The organism is Haemophilus sp. SZY H8, assembly GCF_018829755.1.
Classification (GTDB): domain Bacteria; phylum Pseudomonadota; class Gammaproteobacteria; order Enterobacterales; family Pasteurellaceae; genus Haemophilus; species Haemophilus haemolyticus_K.
Genome location: NZ_JAHKJY010000003.1, coordinates 1 through 21,995, shown reverse-complemented (window position 1 = coordinate 21,995; position 21,995 = coordinate 1). Strand labels below are relative to the sequence as shown.

Sequence of the window (21,995 nt, the reverse complement as noted above, 5' to 3'; positions counted from 1 at the left end):
AGTCCGCAGGCGTATTTAAATAGTAAAATTTTTCTTTTAACAGAAGGTACAAATTTATGAACAAAACAGATCTAATTGATGCGATTGCAAGCGCAGCAGAATTAAATAAAAAACAAGCTAAGGCTGCATTAGAAGCTACTTTAGATGCAATCACAGCAAGTCTTAAAAAAGAAGAGCCTGTACAATTAATCGGTTTCGGTACATTCAAAGTAAATAAACGCGCAGCGCGTACTGGTCGTAACCCACAAACTGGTGCTGAAATTAAAATCGCCGCATCTAAAGTACCAGCATTCGTATCTGGTAAAGCATTAAAAGACGCAATTAAATAATTAATATTTGAATGATTTTAAACCCTGCCAATGAGCAGGGTTTTTTGTTGACAAAAATTTACTTTACAAAACAATATTGTTTATATAAACTTTCGAAACGAAACTTTTGTATCTAAAGATAGCTTAATGAAAAAAAATAGCCAGCCTCGTAATACTAAACAACGTCGCCATACCATTATGCAACTTTTACAAGAGCAAGGTGAGGTGAGTGTGGATCAACTAGTTCAGCTTTTTGATATATCTGAAGTGACTATTCGGAAAGACTTAAGTGCGCTAGAAACAAGTGGTTTTTTATTGCGTAAATATGGTGGCGCAATTTTAATGCCAAAAGAAATTATGGATGAAAACGAAAATGATGAACTTACGAAGCGAAAGTTTGTCATAGCGAAAGCTGCCGCTGAACGTATTCGAGATCACAACCGCATTATAGTAGATAGCGGTAGTACTACGGCGACTCTGATTAAACAACTTAATTTAAAACAAGGCTTAGTTGTAATGACGAATTCTCTTTCCGTGGCAACGGAATTGAGAGCATTAGAAAATGAGCCAACATTGCTGATGACTGGTGGAACTTGGGATACTCGTTCGGAATCGTTTCAAGGAAAAGTAGCTGAACAGGTGCTACGTTCTTACGATTTTGACCAACTTTTTATTGGTGCTGATGGCATTGATTTAGCGCGAGGTTCTACGACCTTTAATGAACTTGTAGGGTTAAGCCAGGTGATGGCGGAAGTTTCTCGCGAAGTTGTTGTAATGGTGGAATCTCAGAAAATTGGTCGGAAAATGCCAAATTTAGAATTAACTTGGCAACAAATTGATGTGCTTATTACTGATACAGGATTGTCAGAACAAGATAAAAAAGCCATTTTAGCTCATGGCGTAGAAGTAATTTGCGTATAAAGTGCGGTTAAAAAGTAGACGTATTTTTTATTTAATTAACAATAAGGAAAGCTTATGTGTGGTATTGTCGGCGCGGTAGCGCAACGTGATGTAGCGGAAATCTTAATTAATGGTTTACATCGTTTGGAATATCGTGGTTATGATTCTGCAGGTGTAGCAGTGGTAAATGAACATCATGAATTACAACGCGTGCGCTGCTTAGGTAAGGTTAAAGCATTAGATGAGACTGTATCGGAGAAACCATTGATTGGTGGTACAGGGATTGCGCATACTCGTTGGGCAACGCATGGTGAGCCATCGGAAACCAATGCTCATCCACATGTGTCAGGTACCTTTGCCGTAGTACATAATGGTATTATTGAAAATCATGAAGAACTTCGAGAATTACTAAAATCTCGTGGTTATGTCTTTTTATCACAAACAGATACTGAAGTGATTGCTCATCTCGTCGAATGGGAAATGCGTAGCACGGATTCACTTTTAGAAGCTGTGAAAAAAGCAGTAAAACAACTCACGGGCGCATATGGTATGGTAGTAATGGATAGTCGCCATCCTGAACATTTAGTTGCAGCTCGTTCTGGTAGTCCACTTGTGATTGGTTTAGGTCTTGGTGAAAATTTCTTAGCTTCAGATCAACTTGCACTTTTAAGTGTTACCCGCCGTTTTATCTTTTTAGAAGAAGGGGATATTGCGGAAATTACACGTCGTACAGTTGATATTTATGATACTTACGGCAATAAAGTTGAGCGTGAAATTCACGAATCTAATCTTGAAAATGACGCGGCAGAGAAAGGTAAATTCCGTCATTTTATGCAGAAAGAAATTTACGAACAGCCAACCGCACTTATCAATACAATGGAAGGGCGTATCAATCATGAAAATGTGATTGTCGATTCAATTGGTAATGGTGCAAAAGGCATTTTAGAAAAAGTTGAGCATATTCAAATTGTTGCTTGTGGTACATCCTATAATGCTGGTATGGTGGCACGTTATTGGTTTGAATCTTTAGCTGGCGTGAGTTGTGATGTGGAAATTGCATCAGAGTTTCGTTATCGCAAATTTGTTACGCGTCCAAATAGCTTATTGATTACACTTTCTCAATCTGGCGAAACAGCCGATACTTTAGCTGCACTTCGTTTAGCGAAAGAAAAGGGCTATATGGCGGCATTAACAATTTGTAATGTTGCTGGATCTTCGCTAGTACGCGAATCAGATCTTGCATTTATGACTCGTGCCGGTGTTGAAGTTGGAGTGGCGTCAACAAAAGCATTTACGACACAGCTCGCTGCGTTATTAATGTTGGTGACGGCACTTGGTAAAGTTAAAGGTCATATTTCTGCAGAAAAAGAGCACGAGATTATCAAAGCAATGCAATCTTTACCTGCGGAAATCGAAAAAGCGTTAGCATTTGATACAGAAATTGAAGCATTGGCTGAAGATTTTGCTGAAAAACATCATGCACTTTTCTTAGGTCGTGGTGCATTTTATCCAATTGCTGTAGAGGCCTCTTTGAAATTGAAAGAGATTTCTTATATTCATGCTGAAGCGTATGCGGCTGGAGAATTGAAACATGGTCCATTAGCGTTGATCGATGCTGATATGCCAGTAATTGTTGTGGCACCAAATAATGAATTATTAGAGAAAGTAAAATCGAACATTGAAGAGGTTCGTGCTCGTGGTGGTCAATTATACGTATTTGCTGATAAAGAAGCGGGCTTTACACCAAGTGAAGGAATGAAAATCATCACGATGCCAAAAGTCAATGATATTGTTGCACCGATTTTTTATACTATTCCAATGCAGTTGCTTTCTTATCATGTGGCTTTAATTAAAGGTACTGATGTAGATCAACCTCGTAACTTAGCGAAATCCGTCACCGTAGAATAAAGTGCGGTTGATTTTAAGATAAATTTAAAGCACAGGTTATAGCTTGTGCTTTATCTGATTGAATGAAAAGGGCGAACATAAAAATGTTCGCCCTTTTCTATCTAAAAAAACGTATAACTTAGCCCATACCGTATTTTTTTAGTTTTTTACGTAATGTACCACGGTTGATACCAAGCATATTTGCTGCACGGGTTTGATTACCACGAGTATATTGCATAATCATATCTAACATCGGGTGTTCAACTTCCGCTAATACTAATTCGTAAAGATCATTCACATCTTGACCATCTAATTGCGCTAAATAATTACGCAATGCTTGTTTTACTGAATCGCGTAATGGTTTGTTGGTCACTTGTGATTGCGCATTTAATACTGATACCGTTAAAGCATCAGCAGGACTACGTTGTTGTTCTAACATTTTTCTTTATCCAAAATTAAATTGAAAAAATCTTCCAATACAATAAGTTGCTCTTTTGGATCACTAATTGCATTAAAAGTCTGTTTAAAAACGGAATCAGGTTGAATTCCCTGTAAATACCAAGCTACGTGTTTACGCGCAATGCGATAGCCTTTTTGTTCGCCATAGAATTGATGTAATTCTTGAATATGACGCAAAATTTGACCGCACTTTTCGTTTAAACTTGGCATTTGGCTTATCGAATCATGCTCAATTAGGTTTTCCACAGTTTGAAATAACCAAGGATTACCTAAGGCAGCACGACCGATCATAATGGCATCCGCTCCGGTATAATCGAGAACGAATTTTGCTTTCCGAGCAGAATCAATATCACCATTGGCTATAACCGGTATGGCAATCGCTTGTTTAACGGCTTTGATGTTGTCATATTCCGCTTCGCCTTCAAAAAGACAAGCTCGTGTACGACCATGCACTGTTAACGCTTGTATGCCACATTGTTCTGCAATTTTGCCGATTTGAACGCAGTTTCGATTAGATTTATCCCAGCCTGTACGAATTTTTAAGGTCACTGGCACATTGACGGCGGACACTACTTCTCGCAAGATTTTTTCCACCAAATCTGGAAATTGCAACAACGCAGAGCCTGCGAGTTTGCGATTTACTTTTTTGGCAGGGCACCCCATATTAATGTCAATGATTTGAGCGCCATATTCCACGTTGATAGCAGCAGCTTGTGCCATTTCTAGTGGGGCACTACCTGCAATTTGCACGGCATTGAGACCTAAATCTTCGCTATGTGCCAAGCGTAATTTAGATTTTTCAGTATGCCAAACTTGCGGATTTGTGGACATCATTTCTGAAAATGTGAGTCCAGCACCATAATATGCACAAAGGCGACGGAAAGGCTGGTCGGTAATACCTGCCATTGGTGCAAGTAAAACACGATTTTTTAATTGGTATGAACCGATTCGCATTTTACGTTACCTTCCTAGCAAGCCTAAATCTAATTAGTGTCGAACTGGTCGACGACCGACAAGGCTGGCTATAATACGCATTTTGCCTTACTTTGCAAAGTGAAATTTGTTTAAAAAATACACTTTTTTTGGTTGACAAAAAGAAATTAAAGCGTTTTTAGCTTACCTGTAATTCGGCACCATTCTTCTCTCACCTCGACTGGCTCTAACGCAAATGTTTGCGCATAGGCATCGCATACCGATTGAGCTTGAGTTTCTAAAATGCCCGATAAACCAAGATCGCCATCCAGTTTAACAAGTTGGCTAATGATTGGGTAAAGTTCTTTGAGAGGGCCAGCAAGAATATTCGCCACCACGACATCAGCTTTTAAATCAGCGGGTTTTTCATTAGATAAGAACAGCTGTAGGCGATCTGCTACGCCATTCTGCTCGGCATTATTGCGACTGGCTAGAATCGCTTGTGGATCGATATCAATTCCCACCGCACTTTTTGCACCAAGTTTTAATGCTGCAATAGCTAAAATGCCTGAACCACAACCAAAATCGATGACGGTTTTATCTTTTAAATCTAGGCCATCTAGCCATTCTAAACATAGTGCGGTTGTAGGATGAGTGCCTGTACCAAATGCTAAACCAGGGTCGAGCATAACATTGACGGCATTTTCATCTGGCACATCACGCCAACTTGGACAAATCCATAAGCGCTGACCAAATTGCATTGGGTGGAAGTTATCCATCCATTCGCGCTCCCAGTCTTTATCTTCTATTTGTTCAATTTTGTATGCCGTATTGTTATCTAAGTGTTTTGCTTCTTTTAATAAGCGGACGATTTCTGTCATATCTGTTTCTGCATCAAATAACGCAATAACATCGGTGTTGCCCCATAAACGAGTTTCACCAGGCAAAGGCTCAAAAATCGGTGTATCTTGACTATCCATAAAAGTTACAGAGACGGAGCCGATTTCTTCTAAAAAATCACTCATGTGTTCTGCTTTTTCATTGGTGCTATTTAGGCGAATTTGAATCCAAGCCATTTGTTTTTTCCTTTATTTCATAAAATGGGGCGTATTATACCGATTTTTTCAAAATTTTCGGCAGTAAAGTCGAGCTAAGTGTGGCGAGAATAATGATTGTTATACCAAGTGCGGCTGAAAATGACAGTGTTTCGCCAAGTAATGATACGGCAAATAAGATGCCGAATAGCGGTTCAAGTGCAACTAAAATGCCGGAGATATTGGCATCCACACTATTGAGGCCTTTATTCCATAACCAATAGGCAAGCCAGCTACAGCCAATGGCAAGATATAATAAACCAGTAATACCCGTAGAATTTAATGATATTTGCCAGTTTTCAGTGAGTAATAGTGTAAATGGTAACGTTGTGATAGTCCCAAGTACAATGCTGACGGAGGTATAGGCTTGCGTTGAGATTTTGGCCACAACTCGCTGTGTCCAACGTAACACGGCAGCGAAAATGATCCCTGCGCTTAGCACTAATAAACAGCCGAATAAACTGATGTTATCAATACCTTCATTATTTTTTCCACCATTGATTAAAATCGCCACGCCAATAAATGCCATTGCGCCGAATAGCCAGTGAAACCATTTTGCTTTGTCTTTAAAGAAGAAATGTCCAACAAATACAACGAGTAGCGGTTCTAGCCCAATCATGGTGACTGCACTGGAGGCGGATGTATATTTTAGTCCGATGAATTGCAATAAAAATACGGCGGTATAGTTAAAGAATGCTAACCACCAAAGCTGTTTACGCATTGGATTATCAATTTTTTTCCAACGACGTAGAAAGAGTGGTATGACAATAATCATTGCAATAATTAACCGCACTTGCACAACAAGCACAGGATCCATCATCGAATAAGTGAGCTTACCGACGATTAATGAACTGCTCCAAATAAGTAGCGCAAGAATTTGATAGAGCATTGATATATCCCTGTGAATTGTCCCAATTCTATGTTTGAGTGTAGAAATTGCTGACAGTGAGAAAAGTAAATATCACCTTCCTCTAATTTAGAAGAAGGTGACAGCATATTGATTGATGCTTAAAGTGCGGTAACTTTTAATTGAGTTTTTTCAATACGACGTTCGCCCAATTTATTACCCACTAAAAATGCAATTAATCCAAATACTAATGACGGTACGATTTGATGGAAATTAAATAATTTTATGCCAAGTTGAGTGAGCAAGATATAACTTCCCAAGCCGATAATCATTGAGCTTAACGCACCATAAGCATTTGCTTTATCCCAGTAAATACCCAGCACAATCACCCATAAAAATGCGGCTTCTAGTCCACCAAAGGCAAATAGGTTTAACCAAATAATCATATCTGGTGGATTGAGTGCGGCAAAGATTAAAAGTGCGGTCAAAATCAGCGTGATAATAGATGAAAAATAACTTACTTTTTTCTCATTTTTTGCCGCTTCTGGTTTTGTAGAAAGGTATAAATCTTTTACAAAAATAGAAGAAGATTGAATAAGTTGCGCATCAATTGTGGACATAATTGCTGACATCGGTGCGGCTAAGAAAATACCAGCAATAATAGGTGGTAATACTTTTAGCATTAAAGTTGGAATAACTTGATCTGATACTGTTAAATTTGGAATAACTGCACGACCAAGTGCACCGGCTAAGTGCATCCCAAACATAATGATGGAAAGTACAATTGTTCCAATCAGCATGCCTCTATGTAAGGCTTTGCTATCTTTAAATGCCATGCATCGAACAGCAGTATGTGGAAGACCGACGACCCCGAAACAGACGAGCACCCAGAAGGAAGCCATAAATTGAAAATCTAACATTCCATTTGGCCCGTAAGGCGTGACTAATGCAGGATCGATTTCTGTTAATTTATTAACCGCACTTTCTACACCACCGAGCGCATAAATAGTTCCTACAAGGAGAATAATAGTACCTAAAATCATGACGGTACCTTGAATGGTATCCGTGAGTACGACGGCACGGAATCCCCCAATAAATGTATAGATACCTACCGTTAAAGCAAATAAGAGCAATGCTTGAGTATAAGAAATGCCGATGGTTGTTTCTAATAAACGTGCACCACCAATAAATTGCACGGTCATGGCTGCAAAAAATGCGAGAAGAAGGGCAAGACTTGATAGCCAGACTAAATATTTGTTTTTATAACGATAAAGGAAAAGATCGTTAATGGTTAACGCATTGGTTTCTCTTGATAATAGCGCGAATTTTTTACCTAATGCACCTAATGCAAGCCATACTGCCGGCACTTGAATCATCGCCAGTAATACCCAACCTAATCCGTATTTATAAGCTGCACCAGGCCCTCCGACAAAAGAACTTGCACTGGCATAAGTTGATGCAGTTGTCATTGCGAGCACAAACCCCGTCATGGAGCGGTTACCTACATAATATTCCGTTAGGAAATCGCCTTTTGTACGTTTTACATAAGCGAAAATCGCAGCACCAAATATAAATGCAAGATAAATAATTAACGGGAGAATAATACCTAAATTCATTTTTAATTCTCCTCATCCTTGATTTCAAGAGAGATATCTTGATAAATAATTTTGATAATCCAATGGCCAATTACAATAAACAGAATAGGCAAATAAATACAAGAGAGTTCGAACCAGAGGGGGAAACCAATCGGCCCTTGAGTTTCTTTAGGCAAATAAGCACATAAGCACCAACCTATTACATATAAAATAGATAGACCTAATGCCCAACTAGCTTCCTTGGCCGCTTGTTGATAACGTTGTTTTAATGTCATGTTTCTTCCTTAAAATTTTTATAAGTGAAAGTATATTTTTGAATGGTATAAGGGGCATATATTTTATACGCCCCTTATGTTTGCTAATCTTACAACTTTTTTGAATAATTCAAAATGTTTTGCTGATTTCTAAGTAAATTCGATTTTTATCATATTCATAAAAAGGATGAGTACTGCTTACCTTTTGATACGACCAAGATAATTTCGGTGTGATTCCCCAGATATGAAAGTTTCTATGCCAGATAGTAAATACTGATGCATATTCCTTATTTTTCTGGCGAATACCAATAAGATCTTTTTCTTTATAGGCACGTTGTGCATAATTCAGGATTAAACGAGTTGATATTCCCGCTTTCCATTCTTTCCCGCATCCTAATCGGACATTTTTTCGTTGATAAGCGTTATCTAAATCTCGAGTATTTTCGCGATTATAATCAACGCCACCAAACCAATATTGTCCACTTTTCGCCAGGTAAAGTAGCGTAGCGGAAGCTAGATAGTTATTTCCATTTAAATGTTTACGAGTTTCATAGCGTTGTTCACCATACTCAAGTGCGGTCGAAATTTGCCATTTTTCATTTAGCCAATTGGATAAATCCAATCTAGCACCTGAATTTTTAGAGTATTGTTTCATCGTATTTCCGCCAGATGAGCCGCCCGCATACCAACGCTTCTCAGTAAATGGCATTAATGAGAGTTCAAATCGTGCAGTTTGGTATCCAAGACCCACACCAGCTCTCGCGTTAAATTCATTATATTTCTTGTTATCCCAATAATATTTCCCACTACCTTCCAAGGATAATTTTGTAAAGTAGTTGTGAGGTAATGACCATTTCTTTTCAGCATTCCCAAAATACGAAAATCCTCTGGCACTTTCTTTTTCCCAAGCTGTCCAGTTGTCAATTTTGGTGCCTGCTTTTGGTGCATTATTGATATTACTTTCATTTAAAAAACTAAATCCACCTTGGATTTTCCATTGATCTCGTTGATTCAATGCAGAAAGATATTGTTCAATTATTTTTACGGAATCAGGAGAAACTTGCTCTGCTCTTAACTTTTGAAATTGATCTTTTGCCGCCTCGTTATCATTATTCAGAAACAAGGCTTGAGCTAATTGATAGCGTAAAGGTAAAAGATCAGTTTTTTGTGAAAATAAGTGTCGGTAGGCTTTAACGGAATCAGAAAAATGTCCTTTTTCTCGTAAATTAATCGCTTCAGCCCATTCTAACAAAAATGGATCTTTTTTAGGTAAAGGCTGATATAGCGGTAACAAAAGCTGTACTACTTCACCATTATTTTGTAATACGGCAGGAATAAGACCGCGAATAATCAAATCTGGATGTTTCGCTAATTCTTCTTTTGTAATCGATAATTTTGACGGATTATTATTCGTCAAAAGTGCGGGTGTTTTTTGTGGCAAATTTGGTTTAGCCAAATGTAGCTGTTCATCTAAACGCCCATCATGTGGCTGAGGAGATTTTTCCTCAGCAAGAGAATATGAAGTAAGAAATAATGATGAGCTGAGAAATAAAATAAATTTAGTTTGTATATTCATTTTTATTCTTATTGAGAAAAAATAAAGCAAGCCTGAGCTTGCTTTAATTAAATAAAATAAAGATTATTTTTTGGCTGCGAATGTACCACCCCAAGAATTATCATTTGCTTTCACTAAACCGCCTAATTCTTTCGCGTTTTCACCATAAAATTTACCTTCGGCAATACCTTGAGATTTAAAAGCATCGGATTGAGCGATACCTGAGAAGGTATTTCCTGAAATATCAGCCTTAATATTTAATTTTGTGTTATTAACAGATAAAGAACCTGTTAATTTTTTATTTATAAAATCAGCACTAAATTGAGAAGTGCCAACGGCTTCATCAGTATCACCTAATTCGTCATGGTAAGATGATAGGATGCTATCGCCTGTATTATAATTTACCGTACCACCAACGGGCATATTTCTCGTTAGGTTACCATTATAAAAGAAGTAGGTATCTTCATTTTCATTTTTACTTAATACTGTGCCAATACGAGTATCGGTGTATTTGCCACAACAAACTTTAAGATCTCGAGAGGTTTCTATTCCATCTATAGAAACTTTGTCCGATCTAATATCTAACCATCTATCTGATTTAACAGAAAGTGAGGAAAGAGGGATTTTAGTACCATCAATATATAAAGTATTTAGATCAGAATTAGTAGTAATATCTACTGTTTTTAATGTTACGTGTTCATCTTCTCCTGAAATAATAAAAGCACCTCCAATTTTATCATTATCTTTTATTTCCAGATTATTAGGATTAGAAACGTTTACTGGGGGATTTAATATATTCTTGTTTGGAGTAGAATTATTTTTGGAATTATCCGGTGTATGAATTGATGTACTAGGTGTATGTGCTGATTGTGAATTACCACTTCCACCACCACTTCCACAAGCCGTTAATGTTAGGGCTGCAAGTATCGTTAAACTAAATTTTTTTAAATTGATGTTCATAATTTCTCCTAAAATAACTGATGGAGGATTATATAGAAAAAACGATTAATTGTCTTAATAAACTATCGATATAATTGTTTTTTTATAATAAAAGTCTATAAAATCAATAAGAAAATGGCTAACACCTGTTAGCCATTTAAATTTTAATTATTCATGCATACCTAATTTTTTCTCCAAATAGTGGATGTTTGTTCCACCTTTTTGGAAATTTTCATCTTCAAGAATTAATTCATGAAGTGGGATGTTGGTCTTGATACCATCAATAATTGTTTCAGATAATGCATTTTGCATACGACGGATTGCAACTTCACGTGTATCACCATAAGTGATAAGTTTTGCGATCATAGAGTCGTAATGTGGAGGCACCGTATATCCGCCATAAACATGAGAATCCCAACGAACGCCCAATCCGCCCGGTGAATGTAAGTGATTTACTTTGCCCGGAGATGGTAAGAATGTTTTTGGATCTTCTGCATTAATACGGCATTCGATTGCATGGCCTTTAACTTTGATGTCTTCTTGTTTAAAGGAAATTGGCAAGCCTGCCGCAATACGCAATTGCTCTTTCACTAAATCTACACCTGTAATCATTTCAGTTACTGGGTGTTCCACTTGGATACGCGTATTCATTTCAATGAAATAGAATTCGCCATTTTCATATAAGAATTCAAACGTACCTGCTCCGCGATAGCCGATTTCTACGCAGGCTTTTGCACAGCGTGAACCAATATCACGGCGAACTTCTTCTGTGATACCTGGAGCTGGTGCTTCTTCCACAACTTTTTGGTGACGACGCTGCATTGAGCAGTCACGTTCAGCCAAATAAACTGCATTGCCATGAGTATCTGCTAATACTTGAATTTCCACGTGACGTGGATTTTCTAAGTATTTTTCCATATAGACCATATCATTGTTGAATGCAGCTTTCGCTTCTGCTTTTGTCATAGCAATAGATTCTTCTAATGTGTCTTCGCTACGTACAACACGCATTCCTCGGCCGCCACCACCGCCTGATGCTTTGATGATGATTGGATAGCCAATACGTTTAGCAATTTCTTTATTTTTAGCAATGTCGTTACCTACAGGGCCATCAGAACCCGGTACGCAAGGCACGCCTGCTTTTTTCATTGCTTTAATAGCTGAAACTTTATCGCCCATTAAACGGATGACATCTGCAGTAGGGCCGATGAAAGTGAAACCTGAACGTTCAACTTGTTCAGCAAAGTCAGCATTTTCAGATAAAAACCCGTATCCTGGATGAATTGCATCTGCGCCTGTTACTTCGGCGGCAGCAATGATAGCTGGAATATTTAAATAACTTTTTGCGGAAGGTGCTGGACCGATACAAACGGTTTCATCAGCGAGTAAAACGTGTTTTAAATCACGATCAGCGGTGGAGTGAACCGCCACTGTTTTAATACCTAATTCTTTACAAGCACGTAAAATGCGTAGTGCAATTTCACCGCGGTTAGCAATCACAACTTTTTCTAACATAAAAGAGTCCGTTTAGTCAGATAGACGTGAATTTTTATGTAGGTTTTTGAAATATTGTTCTCTCTATTCAAATTTGGCGTGAACAGATTTCAATTTATATCGCCTACGATAAATTCGCTCTAATTATTTGTATATGAAATAGGCGGACTAAAGTCCGCCCGACGAAAATATTGGAAATTATTCAATAACGATTAATGGTTCGTCAAATTCAACAGCGTCACCGTCGTTGATAAGAATTGCTTTTACTACGCCAGCCTTGTCTGCTTCAATGCGGTTCATCATTTTCATTGCTTCAACAATACAAAGTGCATCGCCAACTTTCACAGACTGACCCACTTCAACGAATGCTTTTGCTTCTGGGCTTGGACTGCGATAGAACGTTCCCACCATTGGTGAACGTACAAGATGGCCTGATAATTCATCAGATGCAGCTGGTGCGGATGTCGCCGCTGCTGGCGCTTGAGCTGGCGCAGCAGTCGGAGTTGGTGCTACTACTGGTGCCGCAGCGTATTGAACTGCTGCTGGAGCAACTGCTGGGGCTGCACGGCTAATACGTACTGTACCTTCTTCCTCTTGCACTTCTAATTCAGTAATGCCAGATTCTTCTACTAATTCGATTAATTTTTTGATTTTACGAATGTCCATACGTTTTTCCTAAAAAGATTGAAATTTTAACCGCACTTTTAAATGAAAAAGTGCGGTTATGAATAAACTTATTTTTTATGTTGTAAAGGTTACCTTAAATTTTGCAAATTTGCGATAAAATTCTGTGAATTTCGCCAAAAATGCTCAATTTTCTTATTTTTTAGCAAGGTAATCGATAGCAAATAAAAAGGCAAACTCGTAACCTTTTGCGCCCAAACCGCAAATAACGCCTTCAGCCACATCGCTAAAATAAGAATGATGACGAAATGGTTCACGTTTATGTACGTTGGATAAATGAATCTCCACAAAAGGAATTGAAACAGCTAAAAGTGCATCGCGCAATGCTACACTGGTATGGGTGTAAGCCGCAGGATTGATTAAAATAAAATCGATTTGTTGAAAACTTTCGTGGATCTTATTAATTAATTTTTCTTCACTATTGGCTTGAAAACATTCCACTTTTACATTGTACTGAGTGGATAATGTTTGTATTTTCTCTTCAATGGAGGCAAGAGATATACTGCCATAATGTTTTGGCTCGCGAGCCCCTAACATATTTAAATTCGGGCCATTTAACAGCAAAATTCTGTGTGTTTGCGACATTTTTAATCCTTTTTGTGTGGTGCATTATACTGGTTTTTCGATTTTGGGTGGTCGAATCAGATAATTTTAGTGATAAATTCAGATTCTAAACCCACCATAGGTAAATCAGAACCCGGCCAAGAGCGTACCACTTGATATTCCATCAAATCTAAAGTGTCTAAGCCTGGAATCACATTCGGGGTGTATTGTTGTGCAATTCGCGCGAGCTGAGAGAGCCCCAAACTACTTTCGATACTTGAACTAATAACCGCTTTTAGGCCTAATGAATGTGCTTGGTTAATGAGTTCAGCACAACGTTGAATTGAACCAATTAAAGTGGGTTTAATTACGACAGCCGATAAGTGCGGTTCTTTTTCCAGGCAAAAATTAGGCTCTCGCAGGGATTCATCCCATGCAATTGCAATATCGGTTTGCGATGCAAATTCACGACTGAGTTCTTGTGTTTTACAAGGTTCTTCTAAAAATTGAATACGTTTTCTATGCTGCGGTTTGACTTTAGTGGCAAATTGTAACGCTTTTTCTAACGACCAATGGCGGTTTGCATCTAGTCGTAATTGTAAATCAGGAATGGCCTCTAAAAACATATCGGCAATTAATCCATCGCGATTGGCTTCGTATATGCCCACTTTCATTTTTGCCACTTTTTCGCCTTCCATGCTCGCAAGTTTAGCGTACAGTTCATCTGGATCGCCATAACAAAGTGGTGCCGTATGATAATTGCCTTCAGCTTGTAAATAACCTTTCATTTCATCCATTGCGCAACTGATACCAAAAGCAACGGAGGGATAGGTGCCATCTAATGGTACGCGAGGTGCGTCACAGCTGGCATTGCACCATGTCGTTAGCCATTCAACTGCTTGTTCTTGAGCCTGGTCTAAGGTTTCTTCGCTAAAACCTGGTAGCGGGGCGATTTCTCCCCAACCGTCTCGGCTGCAACTCACTCTTACGATTAAGCCTTCACGGCGTTTTAAAAAACGATCACGCAGAATAAGTTGACTATCAACGGGGATGGAATAACGGTAAAGATTAAATGATTTTTCAGCCATGCTTGCTCCCAATACAAAAGTGCGGTCAAAATTCACGAAGATTTTTAACCGCACTTTAGAACAATAAATTAAGGGTTACGTCTGAATTTGCTGAAGTCTGGGGCGCGTTTTTCGTTAAACGCATTGCGACCTTCTTGACCTTCTTCAGTCATGTAGAACAACATTGTTGCGTTACCCGCTAATTCTTGAAGACCAGCTTGGCCATCACAGTCAGCATTTAATGCTGCTTTCAAACAACGAATTGCGATTGGGCTATTGCGTAACATTTCACGACACCAACGCACGGTTTCTTTTTCAAGATCAGCATAAGGCACAACAGTATTGACTAAGCCCATGTCTAATGCTTCTTGTGCATTATATTGACGGCATAAGAACCAAATTTCACGCGCTTTTTTCTGACCCACTAAACGAGCCATATAGCTTGCCCCCCAACCACCATCGAATGAACCGACCTTTGGCCCAGTTTGACCGAAAATGGCATTTTCAGCAGCAATTGTTAAGTCGCAAAGCATATGTAATACATGGCCACCACCAATTGCATAACCTGCCACCATTGCTACCACAGGTTTTGGACAAGAGCGAATATCGCGTTGGAAATCTAATACATTTAAGTGATGTACGCCGCTGTCATCTTTGTAACCGCCGTAATCGCCACGCACTTTTTGGTCACCACCAGAACAGAATGCTTTTTCGCCTTCGCCAGTTAATACGATGACACCAATGTTTTCATCGAAACGTGCATCAGAAAATGCAGTGATCATTTCTTTCACTGTTTGTGGGCGGAACGCATTACGAACTTCCGGGCGGTTAATCGTGATTTTGGCAATACCATCAGTGGATTTATGATAGCGAATATCGCTATAGCCTTCACTGTGATCAACCCATTCAACAGGCGCATATAACACATCATCTTTTGGATTTTGCATGAGAATTCCTTTTAATTAACGTAAAAAAGTGAGGTCATTATAGCGGAAGTTTTTCGGATCAGGAAAACTAAATTCATTTGCTGCTTTATCTGTTGTGAAGATATTGCTAGAATTTTGCGCATTCTCACTTTTATAAGGATCAAATGTGAAATTAATTGCAACCTTAGGTATGGCAGCATTGCTGTCTGGCTGCTCAATATTTGGTAGCTCACAATCCTCAATCCCAGGTGAATTTGCGGGGGCGGATTACCAACTTTCCGATCAAGATGCAAAACAGTGGGCGATTGCAAGTAAGCAAGCAGAACAATGCGTTTACCCAAATTTAACTCGAATTTTGCAACAGCATTTTTCTAAAGAAGATAGCTATATTCATTCACAATATGTCTTTTTCTATCCATTGGAAAAAATTATTGGCGAGCAATATGTGAAGATTATTCAAGGTGATGAGAAGTCGATGAATTATGCAAGCTATCAGTTTAAAAAATTCCGTACTGAAGTAGGTAATGTTGAGCCTTTAACTGAACAGGCGTGTTTAAAATTACGTAATGAAGCGCGCGATGATTTGGCTGTCGTGAAAGGTCAATATAAAAATGGCATGGTGGAAGTGCAGAAAAATGAAGATGGCACACCGAAAAATCCTGATGGTATCGCGACGAATGAAAATAAATTCTTCTTTGATATCATCAAATGGGGTTCAATGCTATTGCTTTAATTTTTTGGGCATGTAAACATACAACATAAAAATAATAAGGAGGCTACTATGTCAGATGTATTCCATCTTAATCTTACAAAATCTCAACTTAAAGGCGCAACACTCGCTATTGTCCCCGGCGATCCTGCGCGTAGTGAGCGTATTGCTAAACAACTTGATAATCCAGAGTTTCTTGCTAGCACGCGTGAATTTACTTCATGGTTAGGTTATCTTAATGGGCAACCTGTTGTTGTATGCTCTACCGGTATTGGTGGGCCATCAACCTCAATTTGTGTGGAAGAACTGGCTCAACTTGGCATTCGCACTTTCTTACGGATTGGTACAACGGGGGCAATTCAACCACATATTAATGTGGGTGATGTTCTTATTACAACGGCTTCTGTTCGCTTAGATGGTGCAAGCCGCCATTTTGCACCGTTAGAATATCCGGCTGTGTCAAACTTTGAATGTACAACTGCACTTTATAATGCAGCGAAAGCAAAAGGGATTGAACCTTATGTAGGTGTGACTGCATCATCTGATACATTCTATCCAGGTCAAGAACGTTATGATACCTATAGTGGTAAAGTATATCGTGATTACCAAGGACTACTTAAACAGTGGCAAGATTTGAATGTTATGAACTATGAAATGGAATCGTCAACATTGTTTACCATGTGTAGCGCATTGGGGTTACGAGCAGGAATGGTTGCAGGCGTGATTGTAAACCGCACTCAACAAGAAATTCCAAATGAAGCGACAATGAAAGAGACCGAAGAGAAAGCCGTTTCAGTGGTAATAGATGCAGCGAAAATATTGTTAAATTAAAAAATAACGCCTTGTTTTACAAGGCGTTATTTATTCTGGTTCTATTCCCACTCGATCGTTGCGGGTGGTTTTCCGCTGATGTCATACACCACACGGGAAATGCCATTCACCTCATTGATGATACGGTTAGACACTTTGCCTAATAAATCATAAGGCAAATGAGCCCAATGTGCGGTCATAAAATCGATGGTTTCTACCGCGCGTAGGGAGATAACCCAATCGTATTTACGGCCATCGCCCATTACACCTACAGATTTCACCGGTAAGAATACGCTGAAGGCTTGGCTGGTTTTTTCATACCAACCGCTGTTGCGTAATTCTTCGATAAAGATTGCATCCGCACGGCGTAATAAATCGCAGTATTCTTTTTTCACTTCGCCTAATACACGTACGCCTAAGCCTGGGCCAGGGAACGGATGGCGGTTGATCATTGCAGCAGGCAAGCCTAATGCTAAACCGATTTTACGTACTTCATCTTTAAACAATTCACGTAATGGTTCAACTAAGCCAAGTTTCATATAGTCTGGTAAGCCACCTACGTTGTGGTGTGATTTAATCACATGTGCTTTACCGGTTTTGCTTGCTGCAGATTCGATGACATCAGGGTAGATCGTACCTTGTGCCAACCATTTCACGTTGGTGAGTTTTTTCGATTCATCATCGAATACATCAACGAATACTTTACCGATAATTTTTCGTTTTGCTTCAGGATCCGATACGCCTGCAAGTTCACCTAAGAAACGGCTTTCAGCATCAACACGGGTAATGTTCAAGCCGAATTTATCGCCAAACATTTCCATTACTTGGTCACCTTCGTGTAAGCGGAGTAAGCCGTTATCCACGAATACGCAGTGTAAGTTTTTACCGATAGCACGGTGTAAAAGTAATGCAACCACAGAAGAGTCCACACCACCAGATAAGCCTAAAATTACTTCATCATCACCGACTTGCTCTTTAATACGAGCAACGGCATCTTCGATAATGTTTTCAGCTGTCCATTTGGTTTCGCAACCACAAATGTTTACGACGAAGTTGGTTAATAATTCCAAGCCTTTTTTAGTGTGAGTGACTTCTGGGTGGAATTGTACGCCGTAGAAATGACGGCTTTCATCAGACATTGCGGCAATTGGGCAGGTTGGGGTAGTCCCTGTTACTTGGAAGTTTTGAGGTAAACGAGTCACTTTATCACCATGGCTCATCCAAACATCTAAGGTCGGCTCATTTGCTGTCAAGTTATCATTAAGATTGGCAAAAAGTGCGGTGGAATTTTCAAGAGAAACTGAAGCATAGCCGAACTCCCTGTGCTCAGACGTTTCGGTTAAGCCGCCAAGTTGCATCGCCATAGTTTGCATACCGTAGCAAACGCCGAGCACCGGTACACCTGCATTGAACACATATTCCGGTGCACGAGGGCTGTTTTTTTCAGTGGTACTTTCAGGGCCGCCGGAAAGAATGATACCTGTTGGGGCAAATTCACGGATTTGTTGTTCGGTTACATCCCAAGCCCAAAGTTCGCAGTACACACCAATTTCACGTACACGGCGAGCAATTAGTTGAGTATATTGTGAACCAAAGTCGAGGATTAGGATCTTATGATTGTGGATATTTGTCATTTTTTGCCTTATGTTAATTTTGTTTTGTCATGTTGATGTAAGTTCCACCGTATCCATCGCTGATATATTTAATGTGAAATATTTCAGTTTTATCACAGCCTTTTACTGTCCAAGTTTCATTCACTAAATCTACTGTGGAGGTTTTGTTGTTTAGTTTTACATCATCGATCTGAGTGTGAATTTGTTTAGGCGTACAATTATGGATTGCTCTGAAAAATAGGTTAATGTTACTTGCCGTATCATATTTTAGTAAATCATCTGCAGTTGTTTCCCCAGTATAAGTTGGACCGAGTAATGTGCAGGCTGATAGAATAAATGGGATCAGTAATATAAATTTCTTCATTATAGTTCCTTTTATTGCCTGAAACAGTTCAAAAGAGCGGGCAAATTTAACCGCTCTTTTATTCATTGTTAGCCCATACGGTAGTTCGGCGCTTCTTTAGTAATGGTTACGTCATGAACATGGCTTTCTTTAATACCAGCACCACTGATGCGAACGAATTCTGCTTTAGTGCGTAATTCTTCGATGGTCGCGCAGCCAGTTAAGCCCATGCATGAACGTAAGCCACCCATTTGTTGGTGGATGATTTCTTTTAAGTAACCTTTGTATGGAATACGACCTTCGATACCTTCTGGTACGAGTTTGTCTGCAGCGTTATCAGATTGGAAGTAACGGTCTGATGAGCCTTTCGCCATCGCACCTAATGAACCCATACCACGGTAAGATTTAAATGCACGACCTTGGTAAAGTTCGATTTCACCCGGTGCTTCTTCAGTACCCGCGAACATAGAACCAACCATTACACAGCTTGCGCCCGCTGCGATAGCTTTTGCGATATCACCAGAGAAACGGATACCGCCGTCGGCGATAACTGGAATACCACGATCTTTTAATGCTGCTGCTGCATCTGCGATAGCCGTGATTTGTGGAACACCTACACCAGTTACGATGCGAGTTGTACAAATTGAACCAGGGCCTATACCTACTTTCACTGCGCTTGCGCCTGCGTCTGCAAGTGCGATAGCACCTTCAGCCGTTGCTACGTTACCGGCCACGATAGGTAAGTTTGGATATTTTGCACGCGTTTCACGAACACGCTGTAATACACCTTCGGAATGACCGTGAGACGAGTCGATTAACAATACATCTACGCCAGCTTTCACTAAAGCATCAATACGTTCTTCGTTACCAGGACCTGCGCCTACAGCCGCACCGACACGTAAACGACCGAATTCATCTTTACATGCATTTGGTTTTTGTTCTGCTTTTTGAAAGTCTTTAACGGTAATCATACCTTTAAGTTTGAAACTATCATTAACCACTAATACTTTTTCAACACGGTGTTGATGCATTAATTCCAAAATTTCTTCGCGACTCGCCCCTTCTTTTACTGTTACCAAGTCTTCTTTTTTCGTCATTACTTGTGAAACAGTTTTGCTCAAATCTTTTACGAAACGGGTATCGCGTCCAGTAATGATACCGATTAGGTTATTTTCACTATCGACAACAGGGTAGCCTGCAAAGCCATTTTTCTTCACCATTTCAGCAAGTTCGGCAAGGGTTAAATTTGGTGAAACAGTTACTGGTTCAGAAACGATACCGCTTTCGAATTTTTTCACTTTACGAACCCGGTCAGCTTGGCGTTCGATCGTCATATTTTTATGAATAAAGCCGATGCCACCTTCTTGTGCTAAAGAGATCGCAAGTTTGGTTTCGGTCACAGTATCCATTGCTGCTGAAAGCATAGGAATATTCAAGTTAATTTCTTTAGTGAGTTTGGTTGAAAGATTGGCTGTATTTGGAAGCACTGTTGAATGTGCTGGGACGAGTAGAACATCGTCAAAAGTAAGGGCTTCTTGTTTAATGCGTAATGACATTGCAATATTCTCGCTAAGTTGAAGTTAAAAAATATTGCGGCGGGATTATACAGATTTTACTTGATTTTGAAAACGAAATTTTTGGATTTGTGCTATGATTTTCGCTCCGTTTGCTACAAGGAATAAATGATGAATTTCGCTTTATTGACATACTTATCTGATTGTCAGCCGAAAGTGCGGTTTGAATTGGAAAAGTTTTCTCCAGATATTGAAGAGGACATTAAACAATTACGTGAGCTAGGCTTGGAAATTGTCGTTGATGACCAAAATTATTGCTTAGTGCCTAGTCTTCCTTTATTAAATCCTCAGCAAATTTCAACCGCACTTTTTCCTTATAATATCTATTATCAGCCGATTATTTCCTCTACAAATGAATGGATACTACAAAATATTCCTTCCTTAAAAAAAGGTGATCTTTGTGTGGCTGAATATCAAACTGCAGGACGCGGTCGACGTGGTCGCCAATGGTTATCGCCTTTTGCTGGGCAAATTATGTTTAGTTTTTATTGGGCATTTGATCCTAAAAAATCAATTGAAGGTTTAAGTTTAGTCATCGGATTGGCGATTGCCGAGGTGCTAAATGTGCAAGTGAAATGGCCAAATGATATTTTGTTTGATGGGAGAAAGTTAGGCGGAATTTTGGTTGAAATTGCTAACCATAAAAATGGTATGCTCAATTTAGTGATTGGCGTAGGTATTAATGTGTCGTTGCCAAAACAAACGGAAATTAGTCAGCCTTATGCGGAAATATGTGAAATTGATCCTGATGTAGATCGACAAACCTTATTACCAAAACTCATACAACATTTGTATATACGTTTAAATATATTTGAGAAAAATGGTATTAATGCTGAATTTCAGCGAGCATGGCAATCATATAATGCGTTTTCAAATAATGAAGTAAATGTGCTGACTGAACAAGGTGCTATTTCAGGTATTGAACAAGGCATAGATGAACGTGGTTATTTAAAAGTATTATGTGGTAATAAAATCCAGATGTTTAATGGTGGCGAAGTTTCATTGCGTAAGAAATAATAGCGATAAAATTTGAATATTCTAACCGCACTTTTGAGGGATCCGTTTATATTTCCATCAAAAGATCATTTTTTTAAATATTTTTACAAAAAAGTACTTGCAAGGGTTTTGAAAATCTCTATAATGCACCGCACACAACGACGCACTGTCGTGAAGTCTTTAAGTTTCCAAGTGCGTCGTTGTTTTTTGCTCTTTAACAATGTATCAGACAATCTGTGTGGGCACTTGTTGATTGACTTGTTTTAAAAATATTTTTAATTTTGAAGTCTTAATAGGTGCTTAACTGAAAATTCATAATTACTTTTTTAAGTAGTGTTTTTATTTATAGCTAAGCAGTATATTGAGCGATTGAACTTGAATTGAAGAGTTTGATCATGGCTCAGATTGAACGCTGGCGGCAGGCTTAACACATGCAAGTCGAACGGTAGCAGGAGAAAGCTTGCTTTCTTGCTGACGAGTGGCGGA

Annotated in this window: 22 protein-coding genes and 1 rRNA gene; 7 read left to right on the top strand and 16 right to left on the bottom strand. The window is 39.1% G+C overall.

The window, feature by feature from the left end:
- Positions 1–56: 56 nt before the first annotated feature.
- The 3 genes from KKW16_RS05440 to glmS all read left to right on the top strand — a co-directional run bounded on the left by KKW16_RS05440 (position 57) and on the right by glmS (position 3,116).
- Positions 57–329 (top strand): HU family DNA-binding protein, encoded by a 273-nt coding sequence (locus tag KKW16_RS05440; RefSeq protein ID WP_048952927.1) that lies wholly within the window; start codon positions 57–59, stop codon positions 327–329.
- Between the two features lie 126 nt (positions 330–455).
- A complete protein-coding gene (locus KKW16_RS05435) occupies positions 456–1,229 on the top strand; it encodes a DeoR/GlpR family DNA-binding transcription regulator (RefSeq protein ID WP_140524579.1) in 774 nt (257 codons plus the stop codon).
- 54 nt (positions 1,230–1,283) lie between these two features.
- The gene (gene glmS / locus KKW16_RS05430) at positions 1,284–3,116 is read left to right on the top strand and encodes a glutamine--fructose-6-phosphate transaminase (isomerizing) (protein ID WP_215768030.1); all 1,833 of its coding nucleotides are present in this window, start codon (positions 1,284–1,286) and stop codon (positions 3,114–3,116) included.
- 118 nt (positions 3,117–3,234) lie between these two features.
- Here the strand turns inward: glmS and fis are convergent, their stop codons facing one another.
- From fis to menB, 13 genes are all read right to left on the bottom strand, one after another.
- Complete coding sequence (fis, locus tag KKW16_RS05425) at positions 3,235–3,534, bottom strand: DNA-binding transcriptional regulator Fis (RefSeq protein WP_005646807.1); 300 nt, start codon at positions 3,532–3,534, stop codon at positions 3,235–3,237.
- Entirely contained in the window at positions 3,528–4,508 is a 981-nt protein-coding gene (dusB, locus tag KKW16_RS05420; RefSeq protein WP_215768029.1) for a tRNA dihydrouridine synthase DusB, read from the bottom strand. Before dusB ends, fis begins: the two co-directional genes overlap by 7 nt.
- Positions 4,509–4,654: 146 nt before the next feature.
- Positions 4,655–5,542: a 50S ribosomal protein L11 methyltransferase gene (prmA, locus tag KKW16_RS05415; RefSeq protein WP_215768028.1), complete on the bottom strand. Its 888-nt coding sequence runs from the start codon at positions 5,540–5,542 to the stop codon at positions 4,655–4,657.
- 34 nt (positions 5,543–5,576) lie between these two features.
- Complete coding sequence (locus tag KKW16_RS05410; protein ID WP_215768027.1) at positions 5,577–6,449, bottom strand: DMT family transporter; 873 nt, start codon at positions 6,447–6,449, stop codon at positions 5,577–5,579.
- A 119-nt stretch (positions 6,450–6,568) separates the two neighbouring features.
- On the bottom strand, positions 6,569–8,023 hold the full coding sequence (panF, locus tag KKW16_RS05405) for a sodium/pantothenate symporter (RefSeq protein WP_005626344.1): 1,455 nt from the start codon (positions 8,021–8,023) through the stop codon (positions 6,569–6,571).
- A 2-nt stretch (positions 8,024–8,025) separates the two neighbouring features.
- On the bottom strand, positions 8,026–8,277 hold the full coding sequence (locus KKW16_RS05400) for a YhdT family protein (protein ID WP_118795539.1): 252 nt from the start codon (positions 8,275–8,277) through the stop codon (positions 8,026–8,028).
- A 109-nt stretch (positions 8,278–8,386) separates the two neighbouring features.
- The gene (locus KKW16_RS05395) at positions 8,387–9,832 is read right to left on the bottom strand and encodes a surface lipoprotein assembly modifier (RefSeq protein ID WP_048952920.1); all 1,446 of its coding nucleotides are present in this window, start codon (positions 9,830–9,832) and stop codon (positions 8,387–8,389) included.
- A 63-nt stretch (positions 9,833–9,895) separates the two neighbouring features.
- Complete coding sequence (locus tag KKW16_RS05390; protein WP_005646749.1) at positions 9,896–10,771, bottom strand: Slam-dependent surface lipoprotein; 876 nt, start codon at positions 10,769–10,771, stop codon at positions 9,896–9,898.
- A 147-nt stretch (positions 10,772–10,918) separates the two neighbouring features.
- Positions 10,919–12,265, bottom strand: a complete 1,347-nt coding sequence (accC, locus tag KKW16_RS05385) for an acetyl-CoA carboxylase biotin carboxylase subunit (RefSeq protein ID WP_048952919.1) — start codon at positions 12,263–12,265, stop codon at positions 10,919–10,921.
- A 177-nt stretch (positions 12,266–12,442) separates the two neighbouring features.
- Positions 12,443–12,910 carry an acetyl-CoA carboxylase biotin carboxyl carrier protein gene (accB, locus tag KKW16_RS05380; protein ID WP_046938806.1) on the bottom strand — a complete coding sequence of 156 codons (468 nt, stop codon included), beginning with the start codon at positions 12,908–12,910 and terminating at the stop codon, positions 12,443–12,445.
- A 153-nt stretch (positions 12,911–13,063) separates the two neighbouring features.
- Positions 13,064–13,513, bottom strand: coding sequence for a type II 3-dehydroquinate dehydratase (aroQ, locus tag KKW16_RS05375; RefSeq protein ID WP_204714422.1), 450 nt, complete (start codon positions 13,511–13,513; stop codon positions 13,064–13,066).
- Positions 13,514–13,569: 56 nt separating this feature from the next.
- A complete protein-coding gene (gene menC / locus KKW16_RS05370) occupies positions 13,570–14,559 on the bottom strand; it encodes an o-succinylbenzoate synthase (protein ID WP_215768026.1) in 990 nt (329 codons plus the stop codon).
- 68 nt (positions 14,560–14,627) lie between these two features.
- Entirely contained in the window at positions 14,628–15,485 is an 858-nt protein-coding gene (gene menB / locus KKW16_RS05365; protein WP_005630980.1) for a 1,4-dihydroxy-2-naphthoyl-CoA synthase, read from the bottom strand.
- A 145-nt stretch (positions 15,486–15,630) separates the two neighbouring features.
- On the opposite strand from menB, the gene KKW16_RS05360 reads away from it, so the two are divergent.
- Positions 15,631–16,197 carry a DUF5358 domain-containing protein gene (locus KKW16_RS05360; protein WP_215768025.1) on the top strand — a complete coding sequence of 189 codons (567 nt, stop codon included), beginning with the start codon at positions 15,631–15,633 and terminating at the stop codon, positions 16,195–16,197.
- A 48-nt stretch (positions 16,198–16,245) separates the two neighbouring features.
- Complete coding sequence (gene udp, locus KKW16_RS05355) at positions 16,246–17,004, top strand: uridine phosphorylase (RefSeq protein ID WP_106013554.1); 759 nt, start codon at positions 16,246–16,248, stop codon at positions 17,002–17,004.
- A gap of 41 nt (positions 17,005–17,045) precedes the next feature.
- On the opposite strand, the gene guaA is transcribed toward udp, so the two are convergent.
- From guaA to guaB, 3 genes are all read right to left on the bottom strand, one after another.
- Complete coding sequence (guaA, locus tag KKW16_RS05350; RefSeq protein ID WP_215768024.1) at positions 17,046–18,617, bottom strand: glutamine-hydrolyzing GMP synthase; 1,572 nt, start codon at positions 18,615–18,617, stop codon at positions 17,046–17,048.
- A 13-nt stretch (positions 18,618–18,630) separates the two neighbouring features.
- Complete coding sequence (locus KKW16_RS05345; RefSeq protein WP_140527346.1) at positions 18,631–18,960, bottom strand: hypothetical protein; 330 nt, start codon at positions 18,958–18,960, stop codon at positions 18,631–18,633.
- Between the two features lie 68 nt (positions 18,961–19,028).
- Positions 19,029–20,495, bottom strand: a complete 1,467-nt coding sequence (gene guaB, locus KKW16_RS05340; protein WP_048952912.1) for an IMP dehydrogenase — start codon at positions 20,493–20,495, stop codon at positions 19,029–19,031.
- Positions 20,496–20,624: 129 nt separating this feature from the next.
- Between guaB and birA the strand changes: the two genes are divergently transcribed.
- Both birA and KKW16_RS05330 read left to right on the top strand, forming a co-directional pair.
- On the top strand, positions 20,625–21,530 hold the full coding sequence (gene birA, locus KKW16_RS05335) for a bifunctional biotin--[acetyl-CoA-carboxylase] ligase/biotin operon repressor BirA (RefSeq protein WP_048952911.1): 906 nt from the start codon (positions 20,625–20,627) through the stop codon (positions 21,528–21,530).
- 356 nt (positions 21,531–21,886) lie between these two features.
- A 16S ribosomal RNA gene (locus KKW16_RS05330) occupies positions 21,887–21,995 on the top strand; the annotation flags it as partial.

Excerpts from the sequence above, each read along its gene's own strand:
- glmS (WP_215768030.1), top strand. The coding sequence starts at position 1,284 with ATGTGTGGTATTGTCGGCGCGGTAGCGCAACGTGATGTAGCGGAAATC.
- udp (WP_106013554.1), top strand. The coding sequence starts at position 16,246 with ATGTCAGATGTATTCCATCTTAATCTTACAAAATCTCAACTTAAAGGC.
- KKW16_RS05435 (WP_140524579.1), top strand. The coding sequence starts at position 456 with ATGAAAAAAAATAGCCAGCCTCGTAATACTAAACAACGTCGCCATACC.
- menB (WP_005630980.1), bottom strand. The coding sequence starts at position 15,485 with ATGCAAAATCCAAAAGATGATGTGTTATATGCGCCTGTTGAATGGGTT.
- KKW16_RS05440 (WP_048952927.1), top strand. The coding sequence starts at position 57 with ATGAACAAAACAGATCTAATTGATGCGATTGCAAGCGCAGCAGAATTA.
- dusB (WP_215768029.1), bottom strand. The coding sequence starts at position 4,508 with ATGCGAATCGGTTCATACCAATTAAAAAATCGTGTTTTACTTGCACCA.
- menC (WP_215768026.1), bottom strand. The coding sequence starts at position 14,559 with ATGGCTGAAAAATCATTTAATCTTTACCGTTATTCCATCCCCGTTGAT.
- accC (WP_048952919.1), bottom strand. The coding sequence starts at position 12,265 with ATGTTAGAAAAAGTTGTGATTGCTAACCGCGGTGAAATTGCACTACGC.
- aroQ (WP_204714422.1), bottom strand. The coding sequence starts at position 13,513 with ATGTCGCAAACACACAGAATTTTGCTGTTAAATGGCCCGAATTTAAAT.
- accB (WP_046938806.1), bottom strand. The coding sequence starts at position 12,910 with ATGGACATTCGTAAAATCAAAAAATTAATCGAATTAGTAGAAGAATCT.
- panF (WP_005626344.1), bottom strand. The coding sequence starts at position 8,023 with ATGAATTTAGGTATTATTCTCCCGTTAATTATTTATCTTGCATTTATA.
- guaA (WP_215768024.1), bottom strand. The coding sequence starts at position 18,617 with ATGACAAATATCCACAATCATAAGATCCTAATCCTCGACTTTGGTTCA.
- prmA (WP_215768028.1), bottom strand. The coding sequence starts at position 5,542 with ATGGCTTGGATTCAAATTCGCCTAAATAGCACCAATGAAAAAGCAGAA.
- KKW16_RS05345 (WP_140527346.1), bottom strand. The coding sequence starts at position 18,960 with ATGAAGAAATTTATATTACTGATCCCATTTATTCTATCAGCCTGCACA.
- KKW16_RS05395 (WP_048952920.1), bottom strand. The coding sequence starts at position 9,832 with ATGAATATACAAACTAAATTTATTTTATTTCTCAGCTCATCATTATTT.
- KKW16_RS05400 (WP_118795539.1), bottom strand. The coding sequence starts at position 8,277 with ATGACATTAAAACAACGTTATCAACAAGCGGCCAAGGAAGCTAGTTGG.
- KKW16_RS05410 (WP_215768027.1), bottom strand. The coding sequence starts at position 6,449 with ATGCTCTATCAAATTCTTGCGCTACTTATTTGGAGCAGTTCATTAATC.
- KKW16_RS05390 (WP_005646749.1), bottom strand. The coding sequence starts at position 10,771 with ATGAACATCAATTTAAAAAAATTTAGTTTAACGATACTTGCAGCCCTA.
- birA (WP_048952911.1), top strand. The coding sequence starts at position 20,625 with ATGAATTTCGCTTTATTGACATACTTATCTGATTGTCAGCCGAAAGTG.
- guaB (WP_048952912.1), bottom strand. The coding sequence starts at position 20,495 with ATGTCATTACGCATTAAACAAGAAGCCCTTACTTTTGACGATGTTCTA.
- fis (WP_005646807.1), bottom strand. The coding sequence starts at position 3,534 with ATGTTAGAACAACAACGTAGTCCTGCTGATGCTTTAACGGTATCAGTA.